The sequence below is a fragment of the Haematospirillum jordaniae genome (assembly GCF_001611975.1).
GTDB lineage: Bacteria > Pseudomonadota > Alphaproteobacteria > Rhodospirillales > Rhodospirillaceae > Haematospirillum > Haematospirillum jordaniae.
Map to the genome: position 1 here is coordinate 287414 of NZ_CP014527.1, position 15703 is coordinate 303116.

The window sequence follows — 15703 nt, forward strand, 5'->3', positions numbered from 1 at the left end:
ACATTTAACCGGTTGACGGGCAACGGGGAAAGGGCGGATGACGATCAGGGGGTGTTGGCAGCCTGTGCAGCGGCTTCGGCTTCACGGCGGCGCTTGACCCGGATAATCTTGCGGGCGATGCGGTAAACATCTCCCCAGATCTCGTCGACAGAAACCGCAGGATCGGTGTCACGACCGTCCCAGCCCATGGCAACCGCCGTCCCGACATCAACGCGGGGCGGCAGAAGTTCAGGCGGAATATGGGCGATGATCTCATCCATGCTTGGCACAATGTCGTCATAGTCATCGGCGTCTTCCGGTGAAACGGTCAGCCAGTCCACACCATGAAAGATACCGTTGCCTATGAAAGGCAGGCCTTCGTTGTCCTGTACGCTGCTCATTGCTGTTGTCCTTTCCTGGATACAGTGCGGGGGTGCGCAACCAGATACCCCAGCCTTCACAGCTAGCGACAACATCATGAAATGTCAATGCAGGTATGGAGAGTAAAAGCCATGTAAAGGGGAAATAGACGGTATGTATAACTGCGAACAGTGGTGCAAATGAAATTGGCAAGTATCTAAGTGGTATTCTACGAGTTTCTACGAGTTTCCAAAAGTTTCTACGAGTTTCTACGAGTTTCCAAAAGTTTCTACGTCGTACCCACCGGCAGGATAGAGGAGGTGGGCCCACCTCCTGTCCTCATTCCATGAGGATGCTTATTCGCACGGCCGGGCCGTGCTCAACGCAAGCGTGAGAAAGGGGGAATTTTTTAACCGTTTCCGTCTCAGAAAACGGAAAATAAAGCACGCCAAGCCGACGTCGGTAACCACGGCGACGGTACCCGGAGACGACAGGGTTCGGGTTCGGGCGTGGGCTGAAAGGCAGGCTTCAACAGGTTTTGCGAAAAACATGCTCACTTGGTTGCGTGGACATGATTTCTGCCTAAAAGGTCCGTCTCTGGATGCGGTTTTTCTTCCTGTGGAAAGGAAACTTTGCTATTCTTTCCATAGGCAGACAAGAGAGGCCCTACCATCATGACGCGGGCACCCAAGTCAGAAACACACCAGCCTGATGCAAGTGCTGTTCTGACCAAAGCTGTGATCCGGGCGGCGGATTATCTGGATATTCCGGCAACCGTGCTGGCAAGAATTCTGGGGCTCAGCGAGCCCACCATATCCCGCATGCGCAAGGGATCCTTTTTTCTTTCAACAAAAAAGAAAGAATCCGAGATCGGCGTACTGTTTGTGCGTCTTTTCCGGTCTCTGGACGCGCTGGTCGGAGGAGACCAGGCCAGTGCACGGGCGTGGTTGACCAATGTGAATACGGTCCTGCTGGATCGTCCGCTCAACCAGATACAAACCATAAACGGACTGTACAATGTCATTGCATACTTGGACGCCCGCCGCGCTGTCATCTGAGTTCCGGTCTTTTACGGGGTTGTGCTGGCGTCTGGTGGAGTGCCAGCACTACGTTTCGACGCTGAAAATAGTCGACAGCCTTGAAGAGCAGCGCATTCTGGAAATGTTGGTAGAAGAAACAAAGCCACCGCTGCCCCCGGAATGTCAAAGCCTGCATTTCCTTCTGTCCACGCCTTTCCGGTATGACCCGGCGTATCCAAAGGGTTCCCGGTTCCGGCGGGCCGGACGCACGCCGGGTGTCTATTACGCCGCCATGGAGCCTGAAACCGCCGTTGCCGAGATCGCTTTCTACCGGGTCCTGTTTTTTGCGGAATCCCCGGGTACACCATGGCCGGTCAACCCGGCTGAATACACCGCCTTTGCGGTCGACGTGGAAAGCCGAAGCGTTGTTGACCTGACATCCCTGCCGTTGTCACAGGGGCGGGCGGTCTGGACGGACCCGGTGAACTACGAACCGTGTCAGGCGCTGGCAGAAACGGCCAAGCAGGCGGGGGCCGGGATGATCCGGTATGAATCGGTGCGTGACCCGCGTGGCCGGCATAATCTCGCCCTTATGACCTGTCAGGCGTTCAGGGGCGGACAACCGGCACATTGCCAGACATGGCGGATCCTGCTCAGTCACGTCGGGGCCCAAGCTCTGTGTGAGTTTCCACAGGTGTATTTAGCTTTTGATCGGGATGAATTCTCGTCAGACCCGCGCCTGAACGGGATGGACTGGAAACGGCCTTCCCGGTAAACCAAAGAGAAACCCTAGATTGTGTTGGTGACCTACCACCCACGGCCCTTTCCCAGCACTTTTCCCATCGCGTCAACCACATTCATGCCCATCGGCCCGGTTGCGGCCTGTCCGGTGAGGTAGAGCCGCCAGTTCCTGGCCTGTGACGGAAGAAGCTGGTTCTGGCGGATGGCAAGGTAGCGACGCCAGCGATGATCGGACAGGAGGCCGCGTCCGGCCAGCGGACGCAGGCGATAACGACGGACGGGCTGGCCCGTCCGGATCTTGTTCCTGGCGATATGGGCAGGATCACGGTAGGAACCAAGGCGTTTCTCCAGCGCACCACGGCTGCACGTACGGTCAAGCGCACTGGCTTTCATGTGGGGTGGCTTGCTGGTGTCGGAATCAAGCGGACGGAACACCAGGCCACGGCCGCGCTGGACAAGAACAACGCCGAACCGGTCTGCCAGCCTCTGGCGCAGCCGCGTCAAGATCGGCACTGGCAAGTTCAGGCCGCTACGACCACTGAAACCGTCTTAGCGTGCTTTATTTTCCCTTTTCTGAGACGACCCCTATCAACCTGACCGGAGATTACCTGTGGCGCAGCAGCGCCAAGATCGGCGCAGGCAAATTCAGGCCACTACGACCGCTACAGCCGGCTTAGCGTACGATTTTTTCCGTTTTCTGAGACGACCCCAAGTTGTCGCATTGTTCCGTTTTGTGGTTAAAAAACAATGCTTGGCGGGATAAACACACGAAACCCCGCTTGCAATTTATCGGCGATGCCTCATAATGCTGCAGATTGCATTATTTCAGGGGCTAGAATGACCGCCAAACACCGTATAACCATCAACATGACTGAGGCGGAATATACCGCCCTTGCGGCTCTGGCTGAACGGTTTCAAGTTTCAATGGCATGGCTTGGCCGCCGTGCTTTGGGTGAGATGGTAGAAAAATACAAACACGCAGGGCAACTCACCATGCCCTTTGACGCAACACCGCCAAAGGAAAAATCATGAGAGCCAGCGCACTTGCCCCCGTTGTTCACCCACAATCAACCCGCCGGATAAATCTGCCGCTCAAAAAACCTACGCTTGAAACACCAACGCAGCTGGCCGACCGCATCGGCCAAAACTACACCAACCAAAAAAACGCCGAACACCGCAAAAGCCACGGGCTTTATTTAACCCCGCCGCCAGTGGCTGCCTTTATGGCAGATATGATCTGCCCCCGTGATACGCTACGCCTGCTTGATCCCGCCGCCGGTGCTGGCATTTTACTTTGCGCGGCCATCGAGCGGCTGGCCGCCTGCCCCAACCCGCCGCGTTTGGTTGAGATTGTCGCTTATGAAATTGATCCACCGTTAGCGGCCATGCTGGCCGAGGTTCTCGACCATCTAACCGCTTGGGCCGCTGGCAAGGGCATGACGATCAAAACCACAATCCGCTGCACTGATTTTATTTTGGCCGAGGCCGCCGCCCTGCATCATCGCCCCGCTAATCGCTTCGATGCCGTCATTGCTAACCCGCCTTATTTTAAGATCAACAAAGATGACCCCCGCGCCGTTGCGGCTTGTGATGTTGTGCATGGTCAGCCCAATATCTATGGCCTGTTCATGGCTGTTGCCGCCGCGATGCTGAGTCAAGGCGGCGATCTGGTATTTATCACCCCGCGTAGCTTTGCATCAGGCCCTTATTTTAAGCGATTCCGCGAACGGTTTTTTTCAATGGTGCGACCGCTTAGAACTCATGTTTTTGCTTCCCGCCGCGATGCCTTTAGCCGCGATGCAGTGCTGCAAGAAAATGTTATCCTACATGCAATCCGCGCCGATGGATGGACAACCAAGCCCAACGGCCTGCCCTTCACAATTTCCAGCAGCACCGGCATGGGCGATCTTGACCAAGCCACCGAATACCCAGCCGCCTTAGCCGATGTAATCGACCCTAAAAATTTGGCTGGTGCTTTCCGTTTACCCTCAGGCCCCGAAGATGAAGACATTTTGCGCCGTGTGGACAGTTGGACAGGCTCACTTCATGCTTATGGGTTGGATATTTCCACCGGCCCCGTGGTGCCATTCCGCGCCACAGAACATCTAGCCGAGCAAGCTAATGGCGTAACCGTTCCCTTGTTGTGGTTAAACCATGTCAAGGCGATGGAGATTCAATGGCCGACCGCTAGCCGTAAACCGCAATACATTAAAAACAAAACCAATTCCCAACGCCTGCTTGTGCCAAACAGCACTTACATTCTGTTGCGCCGATTCAGTGCCAAGGAAGAGCACCGCCGCATGACCGCAGCCCCCTTGCTGGCCGGTCAGATTCCAGCCGCCATGATCGGTATTGAAAACCATCTAAACTATATTCACCGACCAGGCGGCAACATCAGCGATGATGAAGCCTTTGGCTTGGCCGCTTTGCTCAACAGCGCATTGATGGATGGGTATTTTCGTTGCACCAACGGCAATACCCAAGTCAGTGCCACCGAATTACGCGCCATGCCTTTGCCGCCCTTAGCCGCTATCGCCCAGCTTGGCCGCCGCGTCAGAAAAAAACCCGACAACATGGCTTTAATTGATGATTTGGTTGAGGCGTTGACGCACAACCCCGATCAAATCAAGGTTAAAACGACCGAAAAACAAAAAGGAGAAGCCTTTGCCTGATATTCACCAAGCCCAAGATATTCTAAAAAGTCTTGGCCTACCAGCCGCACAGCAGAATGAAATTTCCGCGCTAACCTTGCTGGCTCTTGTCGGGCTAGGCCCAACTGATCCTTGGTCAGCGGCTACCCGCAGCCGCCGCAGCGTATCAAAAGACATCATGGCTTTTATCGCCGAGCGTTTCGGTAAACACTATGCGCCCAACACCCGTGAAACCGTGCGGCGGCAAGTGTTGCATCAATTCGTGCAAGCCCGTATCGCCGATTATAACCCGTTCGAGCAGGACTTGCCGACCAATAGCCCCCGCGCTCATTACGCCATCACCGATGATGCGTTGAGCGCAATTAAAACCTATGGCACAAAAGCATGGGCCGATGCCGTGGCACAATTCATTGCTACACACGGTTCACTTTCCAACACCTATGCAAAACACCGATCCACCGGAAAGCTGGTTCCAATCACTTTGCCGGACGGCAGCACCATTGAACTATCGCCCGGCAAGCATAATGACGTACAGAAAGCCATTATCGAGCAATTCGCGCCGCGTTTTGCGCCTGATTCCAAGCTGCTTTATATCGGCGACACCGCTAAAAAGAATGTCATAATGGATGCCAAAACCTTGGCCGATTTTGGCCTTGGTGCCGATGACCACGATAAATTGCCGGATGTGGTATTACTCGACCAAAAGAAGAATTGGTTGTTTCTAATTGAAGCGGTAACATCACATGGCCCTATGTCACCCAAGCGCGTATTCGAGCTTGAGGAACGGTTAAAGGGCAGCCAAGCTGGGCCAGTTTATGTTAGCGCATTCCCAGATATGGCCGAGTTTCGTAAACACATGAAAGATATTGCTTGGGAAAGCGAAGTCTGGATTGCTGAAACACCGGATCACATGATCCATTTCAATGGCGATAGGTTTTTAGGGCCGAGAAAATAGGCACCGACTATCAAAACGCGGAGAGGCTATATCATGGCAAGATGTACAGCACCAGTATATGGCCACCGCACATCGAGCGGGGCAGCTGCCTGCCCCGCATGTAATGGACGCTATAGAAGCTATACCTCACACTCATATTCACCGCCGCCGCCTTACTTCACCACCACAACAGTGAGCAATTGGGGTGGCCGAAGCAGCGGAAGTAGTTCTGGCAGCAGCGGAAAGGTTCGCTGGTCTCGGCCAGGTTCGTCCGTGATGTACACGCCTGCCCAGATACGGACGCTCACGCCTGTCCGTGAAAACATCGAAAACAAAACGTCCGTTCTCGATCTTCGGGACGTTTTTCTTTGCCATGCGTGGGACGACAGGAAAGGGGCTGCCAAGGAACTGCATGATCTGCTCCAGTCGCTCGGGGTATCGGTCTGGTTCAGCGAGAAGGATGTAGCCCTCGGCACTTCGTTGCTCCGCGAAATCGACAAAGGATTGGTGAAGTCCCGAGTCGGGATCGTACTAGTGACCCCAGCACTGTTGCGTCGCATTCAAGGAGAGGGAATCGCCGACAAAGAGCTTTCGGCACTACTAGCGCGTGACCTGCTTGTTCCTGTTGTGCATGAAACCACGTATGACGCCCTCCGAGAAGTTAGCCCACTGCTCGGTTCGCGAAGCGGCCTGAGCACCGCAGAAGAGCCGATGGCAGACATTGCGGCCAAGCTCGCTGAACTAGTCGCCCCCTAGATTGAATGCCCCAACAGTATAATTAAACAAGACCCCCACGAGGCCACGGATGCAAAATTCCAAACTTAGGATTCACGCATGATTGTCGTTATGGACAAAGAAGGCACACTTCATATTGAAGACGAAAATGGTAATGCTATGGACGGTTGCCGCATTAGTGCCACGAGATTCGATGAAACTTATATTGATGGCCTTTATGGCCGAAAATATTTTCCGGCCACCATGTGGGCGACCGTGGTTCGCAAAGGTGGTAAATATCGTGAGGTAAAAGTTACGCAAAAGAAATAGCTATGACGTCCTAAAAACCCACGTTTTTAGGATATTGGCCACCCTGCCCCGCTGTGAGCTTGATCGCTAAATGGCTTTGAATTTTGATTGCTATCTGGCGTGCTCGGTGCGTGTGAGGGTGCGGTACACGGTCGGCCTGGAGACGGAGAACAGCTCGGCCAGATCGCTGATGCTGTAGTCACCGGTATCGTACATCCGCCGCAACTCGCATTGCTGCCGTTCGGAGAGCTTGGGCTTCTTGCCGCGTAGTTTGCCCTTGGCGCGGGCTACCGCCATGCCCTCGCGGGTTCGTAGCCGGATGATGTCCGACTCAAACTCCGCAAAGGTAGCGAGGATATTGAAGAACATCTTCCCCATGGGGTCGGTCGGGTCATAGATGGACGCGCCCAAGGCCAGTCGTACCTTGCGCTCCGTCAAGGTGTCGGCGATCTCCCGTGCATCGAGGACCGAGCGTGCGAGGCGGTCGAGCTTCGTGATGACCAGCGTGTCACCCGCCCTCACGGCCGCAAGCGCCTGGTCGAGACCGGGCCGTGTGCGTGTGCGCCCGGTCAGCCCCTGATCCGTATAGATGCGATCCGGAGCAACACCGAGTTCGACGAGGGCATGACGCTGCGCAGCAAGGTCTTGCTTGTCAGTAGAGCAGCGCGCGTAACCAATCGTAATATTCTTCATGTCATAAGATGTACGTTAGACGTACCGTTACTGCAATTTTTATCGTACCATTCAATTGATAAAGAAAACCTCCCGTTATTTACCGATATGTGTACTGAGTGGGTTTATGATGATGAACCGTCCGCACAACGATCCTCTTACGGACAATCTCACAGACTTCTCTGAAGAACAGCGCAGCCAGGCAATGCGCCGGTTTGCGCTTCTCCGGCCGCATCAATGAACTCGCCATGATCACTGAAGATGTCGTCGATGCCGCAGGACAGGCCCTCGTCATCGGGAACGCCAAATAGCAATCAAAATTCAAAGCCATTTAGCGATCAAGGTCACAGGTATCTCGAAACCGGACCGGCTTGTAAATGGCCGTTTTTACGGCCGGCCCTGCTTCTCATAGCGCCGCCGGCAGAAGGCGAGGAAGGCCGCATTCGGATCACGCAACGGCGGTCGGCCGGAGTCATCCCAGAACGACAGCCATTCGCTCTTCAGGTGATACACATCCCAGCCAGGCGCGGCCAAGCGCGCATCGTGATACACATCGTCATCGAGCTGAGGAATGTCACGGGAGGACAGGGCTTCAATCGCCTTAATCGTCGCGCGGTTAGTGAACAGGATCATATCGCCGTCTTCCAGGCTCACTGTGTAATCCGGCAGATGGTTTGTCCGCGCCAAATCCTTCAGCAGATAGCGAAACTGCTTCAGCAAGCTCTTGGAGCCTGTTTTCTTGTGCAAAAGCTCGATGCTGATCGACCAGCTCGGCTGGCGACCGCAATGCTTGCGGGCGATCTCATAGATGCGCCGTTCAAGCGGTTTGCGCAGCCGGAAATAATCCCGATGCAGCGTCAGGCATTCATTCTGATTGACCGCATTGAAGACCCAATCTGATAGGGTGATCTCACACCAGAGCAATCTACCATCGAGGCCGAATTTACGCGCGACCGAGGCGGAATCAATCAAGCCGAAGGCGCTGAATTGCTCTTCATCGCCTCGCTTGATATTTGTGCGAATGCGCGTCCCATCGAGGCGATCAAGGGCTTCACACATCGCCTCATAATCCTTTCCGGACGTGCCGCGATTGGTGAACATCAGCAATTCGCGCGCGGTGATCCGCACCCGCTTGGAAATGGCTTCGCCCTTGTTCTTTTTCGCAATAAGCTGCGAAATGCAATAGATCAAAATATCCTTGTCATAGATGGTTGCCAGGCCTTTAACGCTTGGCACAATCTCGATCCAGTTGCCGTTATGCTCATAGCGCCTGACCGTGGTTTCAGGCTTCTTGGACAGAGAATAGAATGGGTGTTCCATCTGCGCGACCAAATCCTTCAGAACGGCGTCGGCAATATCGCAGATGAACAAGTCTCCTTGCGGATACCTGTCGGGAAGAAGGCTATCAAGATTAGTGGTATCAGAGATCATGCCCGCATATTCGTGGTATCAAAGACCGTTGTCAAGTGATTCGTGGTATCAAAGACCGTTGTCAAGTGATTCGTGGTATCAGAGACCATGTCCGTATATTCGTGGTATCAGAGACTGACGTCACCGGCGGCCTGTAGATAACTAGGATTTCAAAGACCGTAGCCAGGATTTCAAAGACCGAGATTCGGGGTTTTAGAGACCGGCTTGCAAATAATCTTCAATGATTCCATAATGTTGAGCGGTGTTCAGAGGTGCTTAACACTATATTTAACACATAATTTTAACACATGCGCGCGAGGACTGTAGATAACTTCGTTCAGAATGAACTCAAAAAGCCATTTCAGAATCCAATTCCAAAGCCTTGCCTATGCGAACCTCTGAAAGAAAGACTGAGTGCAGCGCTTTGAGCCGCACAAACGCCATGATGCTGAAACAAATACAACAAAATCAACCATCTGTGCCAACGGATAGACCGTAATTTGCTTGGCAGGGGTACTTAGGGCAACGACAGGATGTAATTTTCAAGACATCTGCATGTGGATAGGAAGGACAGGTAATGGGGTTAAGGGCTTTTCACCCACCACCGCTTCCCCCTATTCAACGGGCTTCCTATGCGATTTTAGAGCTATCCGGCTTTTTAGCTCCTGGACGAAGCGGATTAAGCTTTATGACATCATGCCGCATCGATCGCGGGCCACGCTGCAAAAGCCGTTGCCGTGGCTTTCTTGCCGCCGTCGCCAGCATTGCCGACCTAGCGCAGGGCGTTTGCAATCGGCGCGGTGAAGCGTTGCCAACCCAAATGGGCCAGTTTTGAGCCTGGTATCGCCACAAATTCCCGCACGGTGGCCTGATAGCGACTGGCCGCGACCACGCCCGTGTTTGTATGGGCATCTATTTCCGTTCTGACCGGCAGACCTTCGACCGCCGGAATCGTCAACCACCATGCCGGTCGCGCGGGATCGGCCATAAAATCATCCGTTGAGGGTGAACGACCGTTCAGCGTTAGGGCTGAGCCGAAAATCATCAGCCACTTCCGCGCTGTGGCATCACCGAGTTGCTTGATAATGCGTTCGACCGTCTGCCTTGCAGCAACGACAGCCAAGCCGAGCGACCGACCGATTGCGAGCTTTGCCCGTGGCAATCTCTTGCGCCTTATCCATGATGAAAAGCACAGGTGTTTCGTTGCTTTGCAGCCTGCTGCGTTCTGCCCTAGCCTTAAGCGCCGCGAAAATACGCGCCTTCAGCAAGGCTGAAACAACTGCACCGGCGCGACCATAGCGATGAGCTGGACTTGGGCCGCTAACTCCACCCACCACCCTATCAGTCGTCAAGCGTTGTCGGATCAGGCTTGCGTGATGCTTTGCTCACGCACCTGCAGGGCGGCCGAAAGGCCGAGGGTGATACGAGAATGCTTGACGTATCCCCACCAAGTTAAAATACCAAAAGCCCTCACGGGGGCATGGATGCAAAGAAATATTATGGCCGAATATAGGTGTATTTCTGGCTGGGCCTTTGGCCGAATATGGGTGTAAATATGGGTGACGAGGATAGCATTATGCTGAAAACTGACACAATTCAGATCACACCAGAGCTGCTGGCGTTGATTGCCGAGGTTGACGAATTCAAGGGCGCATGGCGCGCCCTTGGAACCCTTGCGCCTCAGCGCTTGAGGGATCTGCGCCACGTCGCCACCATCGAAAGCATCGGCTCTTCAACCCGTATCGAGGGCAGCAAGCTAACCGACCGCGAGGTTGAGCGCCTGATGGAAAACCTGGAAATCAAAAAATTCTCGACCCGCGACGAGCAGGAAGTCGTCGGCTATGCCGAGGTGATGGAGACCATCTTCCAAGCCTGGAAAGAGATTCCCATCACGGAAAACTATATCAAACAGCTTCACCGTGACCTTTTACGCCACAGCGACAAGGACGAGCGGCACCGTGGCGAATACAAGACCTTGCGCAACGACGTGGGAGCCTTTGACGCAGACGGCAAGATGATCGGCATCGTGTTCGAGACGGCCACGCCGCATGACCGAGCTGGTGCAATGGTTGAATGACGCCCGCGAGCTGAAGCGGATTCACCCGCTCTTGATCGTCGCCGTGTTCGTCGTCACCTTTCTGGAAATTCACCCCTTCCAAGACGGCAATGGCCGCTTGAGCCGCGCCCTCACCACCCTGCTCTTGTTGCAGGCCGGCTATGCCTACGTGCCGTATTCATCGCTTGAATCCGTGATCGAGAACAGCAAAGAAGGATACTATCTGGCCTTGCGGCAGACGCAAGGAACCATTCGCACCGAGGCCCCAAATTGGCAGCCCTGGCTTACTTTTTTCATGCGCGCCTTGCAGCAGCAAATGCGCCGCCTAGCCGAAAAAGTGGAGCGCGAAAAGCTGATGATGGCAGCACTGCCAGAGCTGGCCGCGCAGATCATCGACGAGGCGCGCAAGCGCGGCCGTATCACAATCGGCGACATGATCCGCGCCACCGGCGCGAGCCGCAACACACTGAAAGAGCATTTCAAACGATTGCTGGAACAAGGCCACCTTGTCCGCCACGGCACTGGCAAAGCAACCTGGTATGCCCTGCCCTGATATAGAACGAGAGGAAGTAACGCAGATAGTGCAATTGCAGAAAAAAATGCCAAAGGCCCTCAAGGGCGGCAAACGTGAAGCTAGGCTGAAGGTCGTTGACCTTTTTGCCGGAGCAGGAGGGCTGTCGTGTGGGCTTGAAATGGCTGGGTTCGAGACACAATTTGTCTGTGAGATTGTCCGTAAGAGGATCGTTGTGCGGACAATCTCACAGACTTCTCTGAAGAACAGCGCAGCCAGGCAATGCGCCGGTTTGCGCTTCTCCGGCCGCATCAATGAACTCGCCATGATCACTGAAGATGTCGTCGATGCCGCAGGACAGGCCCTCGTCATCGGGAACGCCAAATAGCAATCAAAATTCAAAGCCATTTAGCGATCAAGGTCACAACCGGCCACGACGACACGCGGCTTCCGCGCTCTCAAAAACCACGCTTGAAACCGTGTCGGTTCTTGGTGATGTTTGCGATGAGTTTTGAGGGAGCTTCCATGCTGATCGGCTATGCCCGCGTTTCGACGCGAGACCAGACCACAGAGCTACAGACAGAGGCGTTATTGGCAGCCGGCAAGCTTCTGGAGACTGGCACGCCCGCCCGCACCGTCGCCGAGAGTCTGGGCGTGTCACCCGCTACACTGTACCGCTGGCTGCCTGCCCAGACGGATTAGCGTGTCTTATTTTCCGTTTTCTGAGACGACCTCTTCAGGCCCGTGGCATGCAATTCCGTGCCTTGGTTGACCGCATTGGCGCCGGAAGTCCCGCAGGCAAGGCGGGTACGGTCAGGCGACGCAACCGCTTCATCAGGTTGGCTTTGTTCTGACGTGCCTGTGCCAGATCGTAAGCCGCCTGCAAGCGCAGCCACAGGTCCGCCTTCACACCTATCACCGCCTCAAGCCGCAGTGCCATTTCGGGGGATATGGCGCTCTGTTGGTTAAGGACGCGGTACAGTTGTTGACGGCTTATGCCAAGCGCTTCTGCGGCTTGTGCCGTTGTTAGGTTCAACGCTTCAAGATCATCTTTGAGACCTTCAGCGGGGTGGGGTGGGTTGTGCATAGGCACGCTCTTTCTCCCTTTCTCAGTGATATTGTTCCAAGTCCAGCACGCTGAATTTTCCGTTTTCGTGCGTGAACGTGATGCGCCAGGGGCCATTTACGCTCATAGCCCACGTTCCTTTGCGGGCACCTGATAACTCGTGCAGGCGAAAGGACGGGCGGTTTAGATCGTCGAGGCTGTCAGCTTCATCGAGTATTGAAAGAATGATTGCGATGCGCCGAGACAAGTCGGGGCGGACGCCCTTTGCATTCCCTGTCTCGTAAAACGCGCGCAATCCCTTGTGCTTGAAACTTGCTATCATGGGTGGATGATGACATGTAATGTTACACTTGACAATGGGTCTATTTCCCTAAGAACAGTCCCCTGTTAAGCCAGTTCCTGTAAAAAATAGCGTTATCCCTCCTCAACCCTTAATCCATACTGTCTTATATATCTATAATATCCAGAGTAATCATTGGTCAGAGAGTGTATCTGGCCCACATGACAGTCTAACCTAGAGACGGTTTCATTTTTCGGTACGGGGACATATGCACTACAACCATCAACACTTACCAACAGAAAACATTTAAGCAGTGTTGCCCCATAAAAGAGATAAAAATAGTGAGATGATGCACTGGGATTTTGACCTGCGCCAGGCCTTAGCCACGGGGCCTCAAAATTTTCATTAACATCGAAATATTCTCCCTTACCTGATTCAAAACGAAGGTGAACATTATTTTTGAAATAAGTCGTTTTCTGATTTCCGAGGCAAACCTTTCCCCAATCTTTACTCGGATCTGATTCCAAAATGGCTTTTATAAGATCATCTTCCCTAACATGTTGCGGTAGGTGTGTCATCTCTCTCCCCTATTCTCGGTGCGTGTAATAAAGAAGAACAGTGGCAGCACTCATCAAAGCGACAAGCTGTTCTCGCTGAACAAGCCTGTCCTTTTCCCCGCTCACGCTGTGTAAACGAAACATGAGCGTTCCGAGCGGATTTTCCCGCCCTTCACAGTAGCATTGACCGTCGAAATCCTTATGTAGGGTTTCTGCTCAAACACCTTCCCGTCATCTGAGTCACGCACCATCTTCCGGAGCCAGCGTTATGGGTCGCGCTCCTCCAGATGGTGCAAACAAAAAACTCAACCATCCGTCCCTTGTTCGATCCGCGCCGGAGGCGAGGGCGAACAGGCACCGAAGGTGCGTGGACGTCCCTCGTCCCGACGCCTTCAGAAGACCAGCGCGCGCAACGGAGTGCAACAGGCCGAAGGCGCATCGCAGCCACGCGCAGCACGTAGTGCGAGCATGGCGAGAAGCCACCTGTTGCACGGAGAGAGCACGTTGGTATTAGGCTCCCTCCCCGATGACGGGGAGGGCGGGCTTTAACAGTTCTCTTGAAATCTATCTAAATGTGTGTATATCTATTTGTTATGGATAGATATGTTTCCGTTGGCCGTGCGGCGGCCCTTCTTGGTGTCTCGGTCAGCACGCTCCGTCGCTGGGAGCGGGAAGGCAAGCTTTTGCCGGAGCGGACGGCATCCGGCCACCGCCGTTATGCCCTGTCCCGGCTTCAATCCGGTCACGACGGCGAGGCAGCGGCGCAGAAGCGTACCATTGCCTATGCGCGTGTTTCCAGTCATGACCAGAAAGCGGACCTTGAACGCCAGAAAAAGATACTGGAACTATACTGTGCCCGGCAAGGCTGGACCCATGAGGTTATAGCCGACCTTGGGTCCGGAATGAATTACCGCAAGAAAGGTCTCAAACGTCTTCTGGAAGATATCATGGCGGGCCGGGTCGGACGCCTTGTCCTGACGCACAAGGACCGTCTTCTCCGCTTTGGTGCCGAGCTTGTGTTTGCGCTTTGTGAGGCCAGACAGGTGGAGGTTGTGATCCTCAACCAGGGTGAGGACACCACCTTCGAGGAAGATCTGGCGAAAGATGTCCTTGAGATCATCACCGTGTTCAGCGCCCGTCTGTATGGGGCACGGTCCCGGAAGAACCAGAGACTTCTGGAGGCTGTTGCAGAGGCGGTCAAGGATTCCCCGGCATGATAACAGCCCATCGTATCGCGCTTGATCCCAACAATGTGCAGGCCACATATCTGGCCCGCGCTGCCGGGACAGCCCGCTTTGCCTATAACTGGGCCCTGGCGGAGTGGGGGCGGCAGTATGCGGCATGGAAAGAGGACAACACCCTGCCAAAGCCCTCGCAGTACGCCCTGCGCAAGCAGCTCAATGCCGTCAAGCGGGAGCAGTTTCCGTGGATGCTGGAGGTTACGAAGAATGCCCCCCAGATGGCCATCATCCAGCTTGGAGAGGCCTTCAGGAACTTCTTCGCGGGCCGTGCCCGTTATCCGAAGTTCCGCAAGAAAGGTGTACACGACCGCTTCACCCTGACCAACGACCAGTTCACTATCGACGGTTCACACATCCGCATCCCCCATCTGGGCCGGGTGCGGATGCGCGAGGCGTTGCGCTTTACCGGCAAGATCATGTCAGCCACCGTGTCCCGTGTGGCCGACCGCTGGTTTGTCAGTCTTGCCGTGGAGACACCCGAGGAGCCATGCCTGCCCCACGCTGAAAACCAAGGTGCGGTGGGTGTGGATCTCGGTGTCTCCGCACTGGCAACGCTCTCGACCGGGGACAGCCTTCCGGGACCCAAACCGCACAAGGCCGCGCTGAACCGTCTGCGCCGTTTGTCCCGGAGCCTGTCCCGGAAACAGAAAGGCTCCTCCAACCGCCGCAAGGCCCGGCAGAAGCTGGCCCGTCTTCACGCCCGGATCAGCAACATCCGCACCGATGCCCTGCACAAGCTCACCACAGCACTGGTCCGCAGATTTCACCTCATCGGCATCGAAGACCTGAATGTACGCGGCATGATGCGCAACCGGCATCTGGCCCGCGCCATTGCCGACATGAGCTTTCATGCTTTCAGGCGGCAACTGGAATACAAGATGGCACGGCGCGGGGGACGGGTTGTGGTTGCCGACAGGTGGTTTGCCAGCAGCAAGACCTGTTCGTGCTGTGGGCACAAACTCGAAAGCCTGCCTTTGGCAACACGGGCATGGGTGTGTCCCGTGTGCCGTACGCAGCATGATCGTGACGTGAATGCCGCGATCAACCTGAGACATCTGGCGGTGAGCTCCACCGTGTCAGCCTGTGGAGAGGAAAGCTCTGGCTTGGGTCGCAAGACCAAAGCGAAACTGGCCTCAGGGAAGCAGGAAGCAAGCAGCAGGTTTACTCATATATGAGTAGGTTTGCATAGGTATTGTAGAGCGG

Annotated in this window: 20 protein-coding genes and 1 pseudogene; 12 read left to right on the forward strand and 9 right to left on the reverse strand. The window is 54.7% G+C overall.

What is annotated here, in order from left to right:
- Positions 1 to 44: 44 nt before the first annotated feature.
- Positions 45 to 380 carry a hypothetical protein gene (locus AY555_RS11370; protein WP_066137017.1) on the reverse strand — a complete coding sequence of 112 codons (336 nt, stop codon included), beginning with the start codon at positions 378 to 380 and terminating at the stop codon, positions 45 to 47.
- A gap of 633 nt (positions 381 to 1013) precedes the next feature.
- Between AY555_RS11370 and AY555_RS11375 the strand changes: the two genes are divergently transcribed.
- Both AY555_RS11375 and AY555_RS11380 read left to right on the forward strand, forming a co-directional pair.
- Positions 1014 to 1397, forward strand: a complete 384-nt coding sequence (locus AY555_RS11375; protein WP_066137018.1) for an MbcA/ParS/Xre antitoxin family protein — start codon at positions 1014 to 1016, stop codon at positions 1395 to 1397.
- Positions 1357 to 2133, forward strand: coding sequence for an RES family NAD+ phosphorylase (locus tag AY555_RS11380; RefSeq protein ID WP_066137020.1), 777 nt, complete (start codon positions 1357 to 1359; stop codon positions 2131 to 2133). Before AY555_RS11375 ends, AY555_RS11380 begins: the two co-directional genes overlap by 41 nt.
- 32 nt (positions 2134 to 2165) lie before the next feature.
- Here AY555_RS11380 and AY555_RS11385 read toward each other — a convergent pair whose 3' ends face one another.
- A complete protein-coding gene (locus AY555_RS11385; protein WP_066137022.1) occupies positions 2166 to 2612 on the reverse strand; it encodes a hypothetical protein in 447 nt (148 codons plus the stop codon).
- Positions 2613 to 2936: 324 nt separating this feature from the next.
- On the opposite strand from AY555_RS11385, the gene AY555_RS11390 reads away from it, so the two are divergent.
- From AY555_RS11390 to AY555_RS11410, 5 genes are all read left to right on the forward strand, one after another.
- Positions 2937 to 3131: a hypothetical protein gene (locus AY555_RS11390; RefSeq protein WP_066137024.1), complete on the forward strand. Its 195-nt coding sequence runs from the start codon at positions 2937 to 2939 to the stop codon at positions 3129 to 3131.
- Positions 3128 to 4771 (forward strand): Eco57I restriction-modification methylase domain-containing protein, encoded by a 1644-nt coding sequence (locus AY555_RS11395; RefSeq protein WP_066137026.1) that lies wholly within the window; start codon positions 3128 to 3130, stop codon positions 4769 to 4771. Before AY555_RS11390 ends, AY555_RS11395 begins: the two co-directional genes overlap by 4 nt.
- Positions 4764 to 5705 (forward strand): BsuBI/PstI family type II restriction endonuclease, encoded by a 942-nt coding sequence (locus AY555_RS11400; protein WP_066137028.1) that lies wholly within the window; start codon positions 4764 to 4766, stop codon positions 5703 to 5705. Before AY555_RS11395 ends, AY555_RS11400 begins: the two co-directional genes overlap by 8 nt.
- Before the next feature lie 33 nt (positions 5706 to 5738).
- On the forward strand, positions 5739 to 6440 hold the full coding sequence (locus tag AY555_RS11405) for a toll/interleukin-1 receptor domain-containing protein (protein ID WP_066137031.1): 702 nt from the start codon (positions 5739 to 5741) through the stop codon (positions 6438 to 6440).
- A gap of 78 nt (positions 6441 to 6518) precedes the next feature.
- The gene (locus tag AY555_RS11410) at positions 6519 to 6728 is read left to right on the forward strand and encodes a hypothetical protein (RefSeq protein WP_066137032.1); all 210 of its coding nucleotides are present in this window, start codon (positions 6519 to 6521) and stop codon (positions 6726 to 6728) included.
- A 90-nt stretch (positions 6729 to 6818) separates the two neighbouring features.
- Here AY555_RS11410 and AY555_RS11415 read toward each other — a convergent pair whose 3' ends face one another.
- The 4 genes from AY555_RS11415 to AY555_RS11425 all read right to left on the reverse strand — a co-directional run bounded on the left by AY555_RS11415 (position 6819) and on the right by AY555_RS11425 (position 9951).
- On the reverse strand, positions 6819 to 7400 hold the full coding sequence (locus AY555_RS11415; RefSeq protein WP_066137033.1) for a recombinase family protein: 582 nt from the start codon (positions 7398 to 7400) through the stop codon (positions 6819 to 6821).
- Positions 7401 to 7549: 149 nt separating this feature from the next.
- The gene (locus tag AY555_RS11910; RefSeq protein WP_156483402.1) at positions 7550 to 7693 is read right to left on the reverse strand and encodes a hypothetical protein; all 144 of its coding nucleotides are present in this window, start codon (positions 7691 to 7693) and stop codon (positions 7550 to 7552) included.
- 73 nt (positions 7694 to 7766) lie between these two features.
- Entirely contained in the window at positions 7767 to 8810 is a 1044-nt protein-coding gene (locus AY555_RS11420; RefSeq protein WP_066137035.1) for a replication initiator protein A, read from the reverse strand.
- A 751-nt stretch (positions 8811 to 9561) separates the two neighbouring features.
- Positions 9562 to 9951, reverse strand: a complete 390-nt coding sequence (locus tag AY555_RS11425) for a hypothetical protein (RefSeq protein ID WP_066137037.1) — start codon at positions 9949 to 9951, stop codon at positions 9562 to 9564.
- A gap of 414 nt (positions 9952 to 10365) precedes the next feature.
- Here AY555_RS11425 and AY555_RS11430 point away from each other — a divergent pair.
- From AY555_RS11430 to AY555_RS11440, 3 genes and pseudogenes are all read left to right on the forward strand, one after another.
- A pseudogene (locus tag AY555_RS11430) lies at positions 10366 to 11398 on the forward strand (Fic family protein).
- Positions 11399 to 11426: 28 nt separating this feature from the next.
- Entirely contained in the window at positions 11427 to 11744 is a 318-nt protein-coding gene (locus tag AY555_RS11435; protein WP_209315888.1) for a DNA cytosine methyltransferase, read from the forward strand.
- Between the two features lie 116 nt (positions 11745 to 11860).
- Positions 11861 to 12058, forward strand: coding sequence for a helix-turn-helix domain-containing protein (locus AY555_RS11440; RefSeq protein ID WP_209315889.1), 198 nt, complete (start codon positions 11861 to 11863; stop codon positions 12056 to 12058).
- A gap of 34 nt (positions 12059 to 12092) precedes the next feature.
- Here AY555_RS11440 and AY555_RS11445 read toward each other — a convergent pair whose 3' ends face one another.
- The 3 genes from AY555_RS11445 to AY555_RS11915 all read right to left on the reverse strand — a co-directional run bounded on the left by AY555_RS11445 (position 12093) and on the right by AY555_RS11915 (position 13280).
- Positions 12093 to 12443, reverse strand: a complete 351-nt coding sequence (locus AY555_RS11445) for a HigA family addiction module antitoxin (RefSeq protein ID WP_082812137.1) — start codon at positions 12441 to 12443, stop codon at positions 12093 to 12095.
- A 22-nt stretch (positions 12444 to 12465) separates the two neighbouring features.
- Positions 12466 to 12744 (reverse strand): type II toxin-antitoxin system RelE/ParE family toxin, encoded by a 279-nt coding sequence (locus AY555_RS11450; RefSeq protein WP_066137042.1) that lies wholly within the window; start codon positions 12742 to 12744, stop codon positions 12466 to 12468.
- A 92-nt stretch (positions 12745 to 12836) separates the two neighbouring features.
- Entirely contained in the window at positions 12837 to 13280 is a 444-nt protein-coding gene (locus tag AY555_RS11915; protein WP_156483404.1) for a hypothetical protein, read from the reverse strand.
- Between the two features lie 572 nt (positions 13281 to 13852).
- Here AY555_RS11915 and AY555_RS11455 point away from each other — a divergent pair.
- Positions 13853 to 14476: an IS607 family transposase gene (locus AY555_RS11455; protein ID WP_066136401.1), complete on the forward strand. Its 624-nt coding sequence runs from the start codon at positions 13853 to 13855 to the stop codon at positions 14474 to 14476.
- Positions 14473 to 15675, forward strand: coding sequence for an RNA-guided endonuclease InsQ/TnpB family protein (locus tag AY555_RS11460; protein WP_066133065.1), 1203 nt, complete (start codon positions 14473 to 14475; stop codon positions 15673 to 15675). The genes AY555_RS11455 and AY555_RS11460 overlap by 4 nt, the downstream gene beginning before the upstream one ends.
- Positions 15676 to 15703: the final 28 nt, after the last annotated feature.

Coding starts and splice junctions, on each gene's coding strand:
- AY555_RS11375 (WP_066137018.1), top strand. CDS start 1,014: ATGACGCGGGCACCCAAGTCAGAAACACACCAGCCTGATGCAAGTGCT.
- AY555_RS11420 (WP_066137035.1), bottom strand. CDS start 8,810: ATGATCTCTGATACCACTAATCTTGATAGCCTTCTTCCCGACAGGTAT.
- AY555_RS11450 (WP_066137042.1), bottom strand. CDS start 12,744: ATGATAGCAAGTTTCAAGCACAAGGGATTGCGCGCGTTTTACGAGACA.
- AY555_RS11395 (WP_066137026.1), top strand. CDS start 3,128: ATGAGAGCCAGCGCACTTGCCCCCGTTGTTCACCCACAATCAACCCGC.
- AY555_RS11915 (WP_156483404.1), bottom strand. CDS start 13,280: ATGACACACCTACCGCAACATGTTAGGGAAGATGATCTTATAAAAGCC.
- AY555_RS11445 (WP_082812137.1), bottom strand. CDS start 12,443: ATGCACAACCCACCCCACCCCGCTGAAGGTCTCAAAGATGATCTTGAA.
- AY555_RS11390 (WP_066137024.1), top strand. CDS start 2,937: ATGACCGCCAAACACCGTATAACCATCAACATGACTGAGGCGGAATAT.
- AY555_RS11410 (WP_066137032.1), top strand. CDS start 6,519: ATGATTGTCGTTATGGACAAAGAAGGCACACTTCATATTGAAGACGAA.
- AY555_RS11440 (WP_209315889.1), top strand. CDS start 11,861: ATGAGTTTTGAGGGAGCTTCCATGCTGATCGGCTATGCCCGCGTTTCG.
- AY555_RS11370 (WP_066137017.1), bottom strand. CDS start 380: ATGAGCAGCGTACAGGACAACGAAGGCCTGCCTTTCATAGGCAACGGT.
- AY555_RS11380 (WP_066137020.1), top strand. CDS start 1,357: ATGTCATTGCATACTTGGACGCCCGCCGCGCTGTCATCTGAGTTCCGG.
- AY555_RS11415 (WP_066137033.1), bottom strand. CDS start 7,400: ATGAAGAATATTACGATTGGTTACGCGCGCTGCTCTACTGACAAGCAA.
- AY555_RS11460 (WP_066133065.1), top strand. CDS start 14,473: ATGATAACAGCCCATCGTATCGCGCTTGATCCCAACAATGTGCAGGCC.
- AY555_RS11455 (WP_066136401.1), top strand. CDS start 13,853: ATGGATAGATATGTTTCCGTTGGCCGTGCGGCGGCCCTTCTTGGTGTC.
- AY555_RS11405 (WP_066137031.1), top strand. CDS start 5,739: ATGGCAAGATGTACAGCACCAGTATATGGCCACCGCACATCGAGCGGG.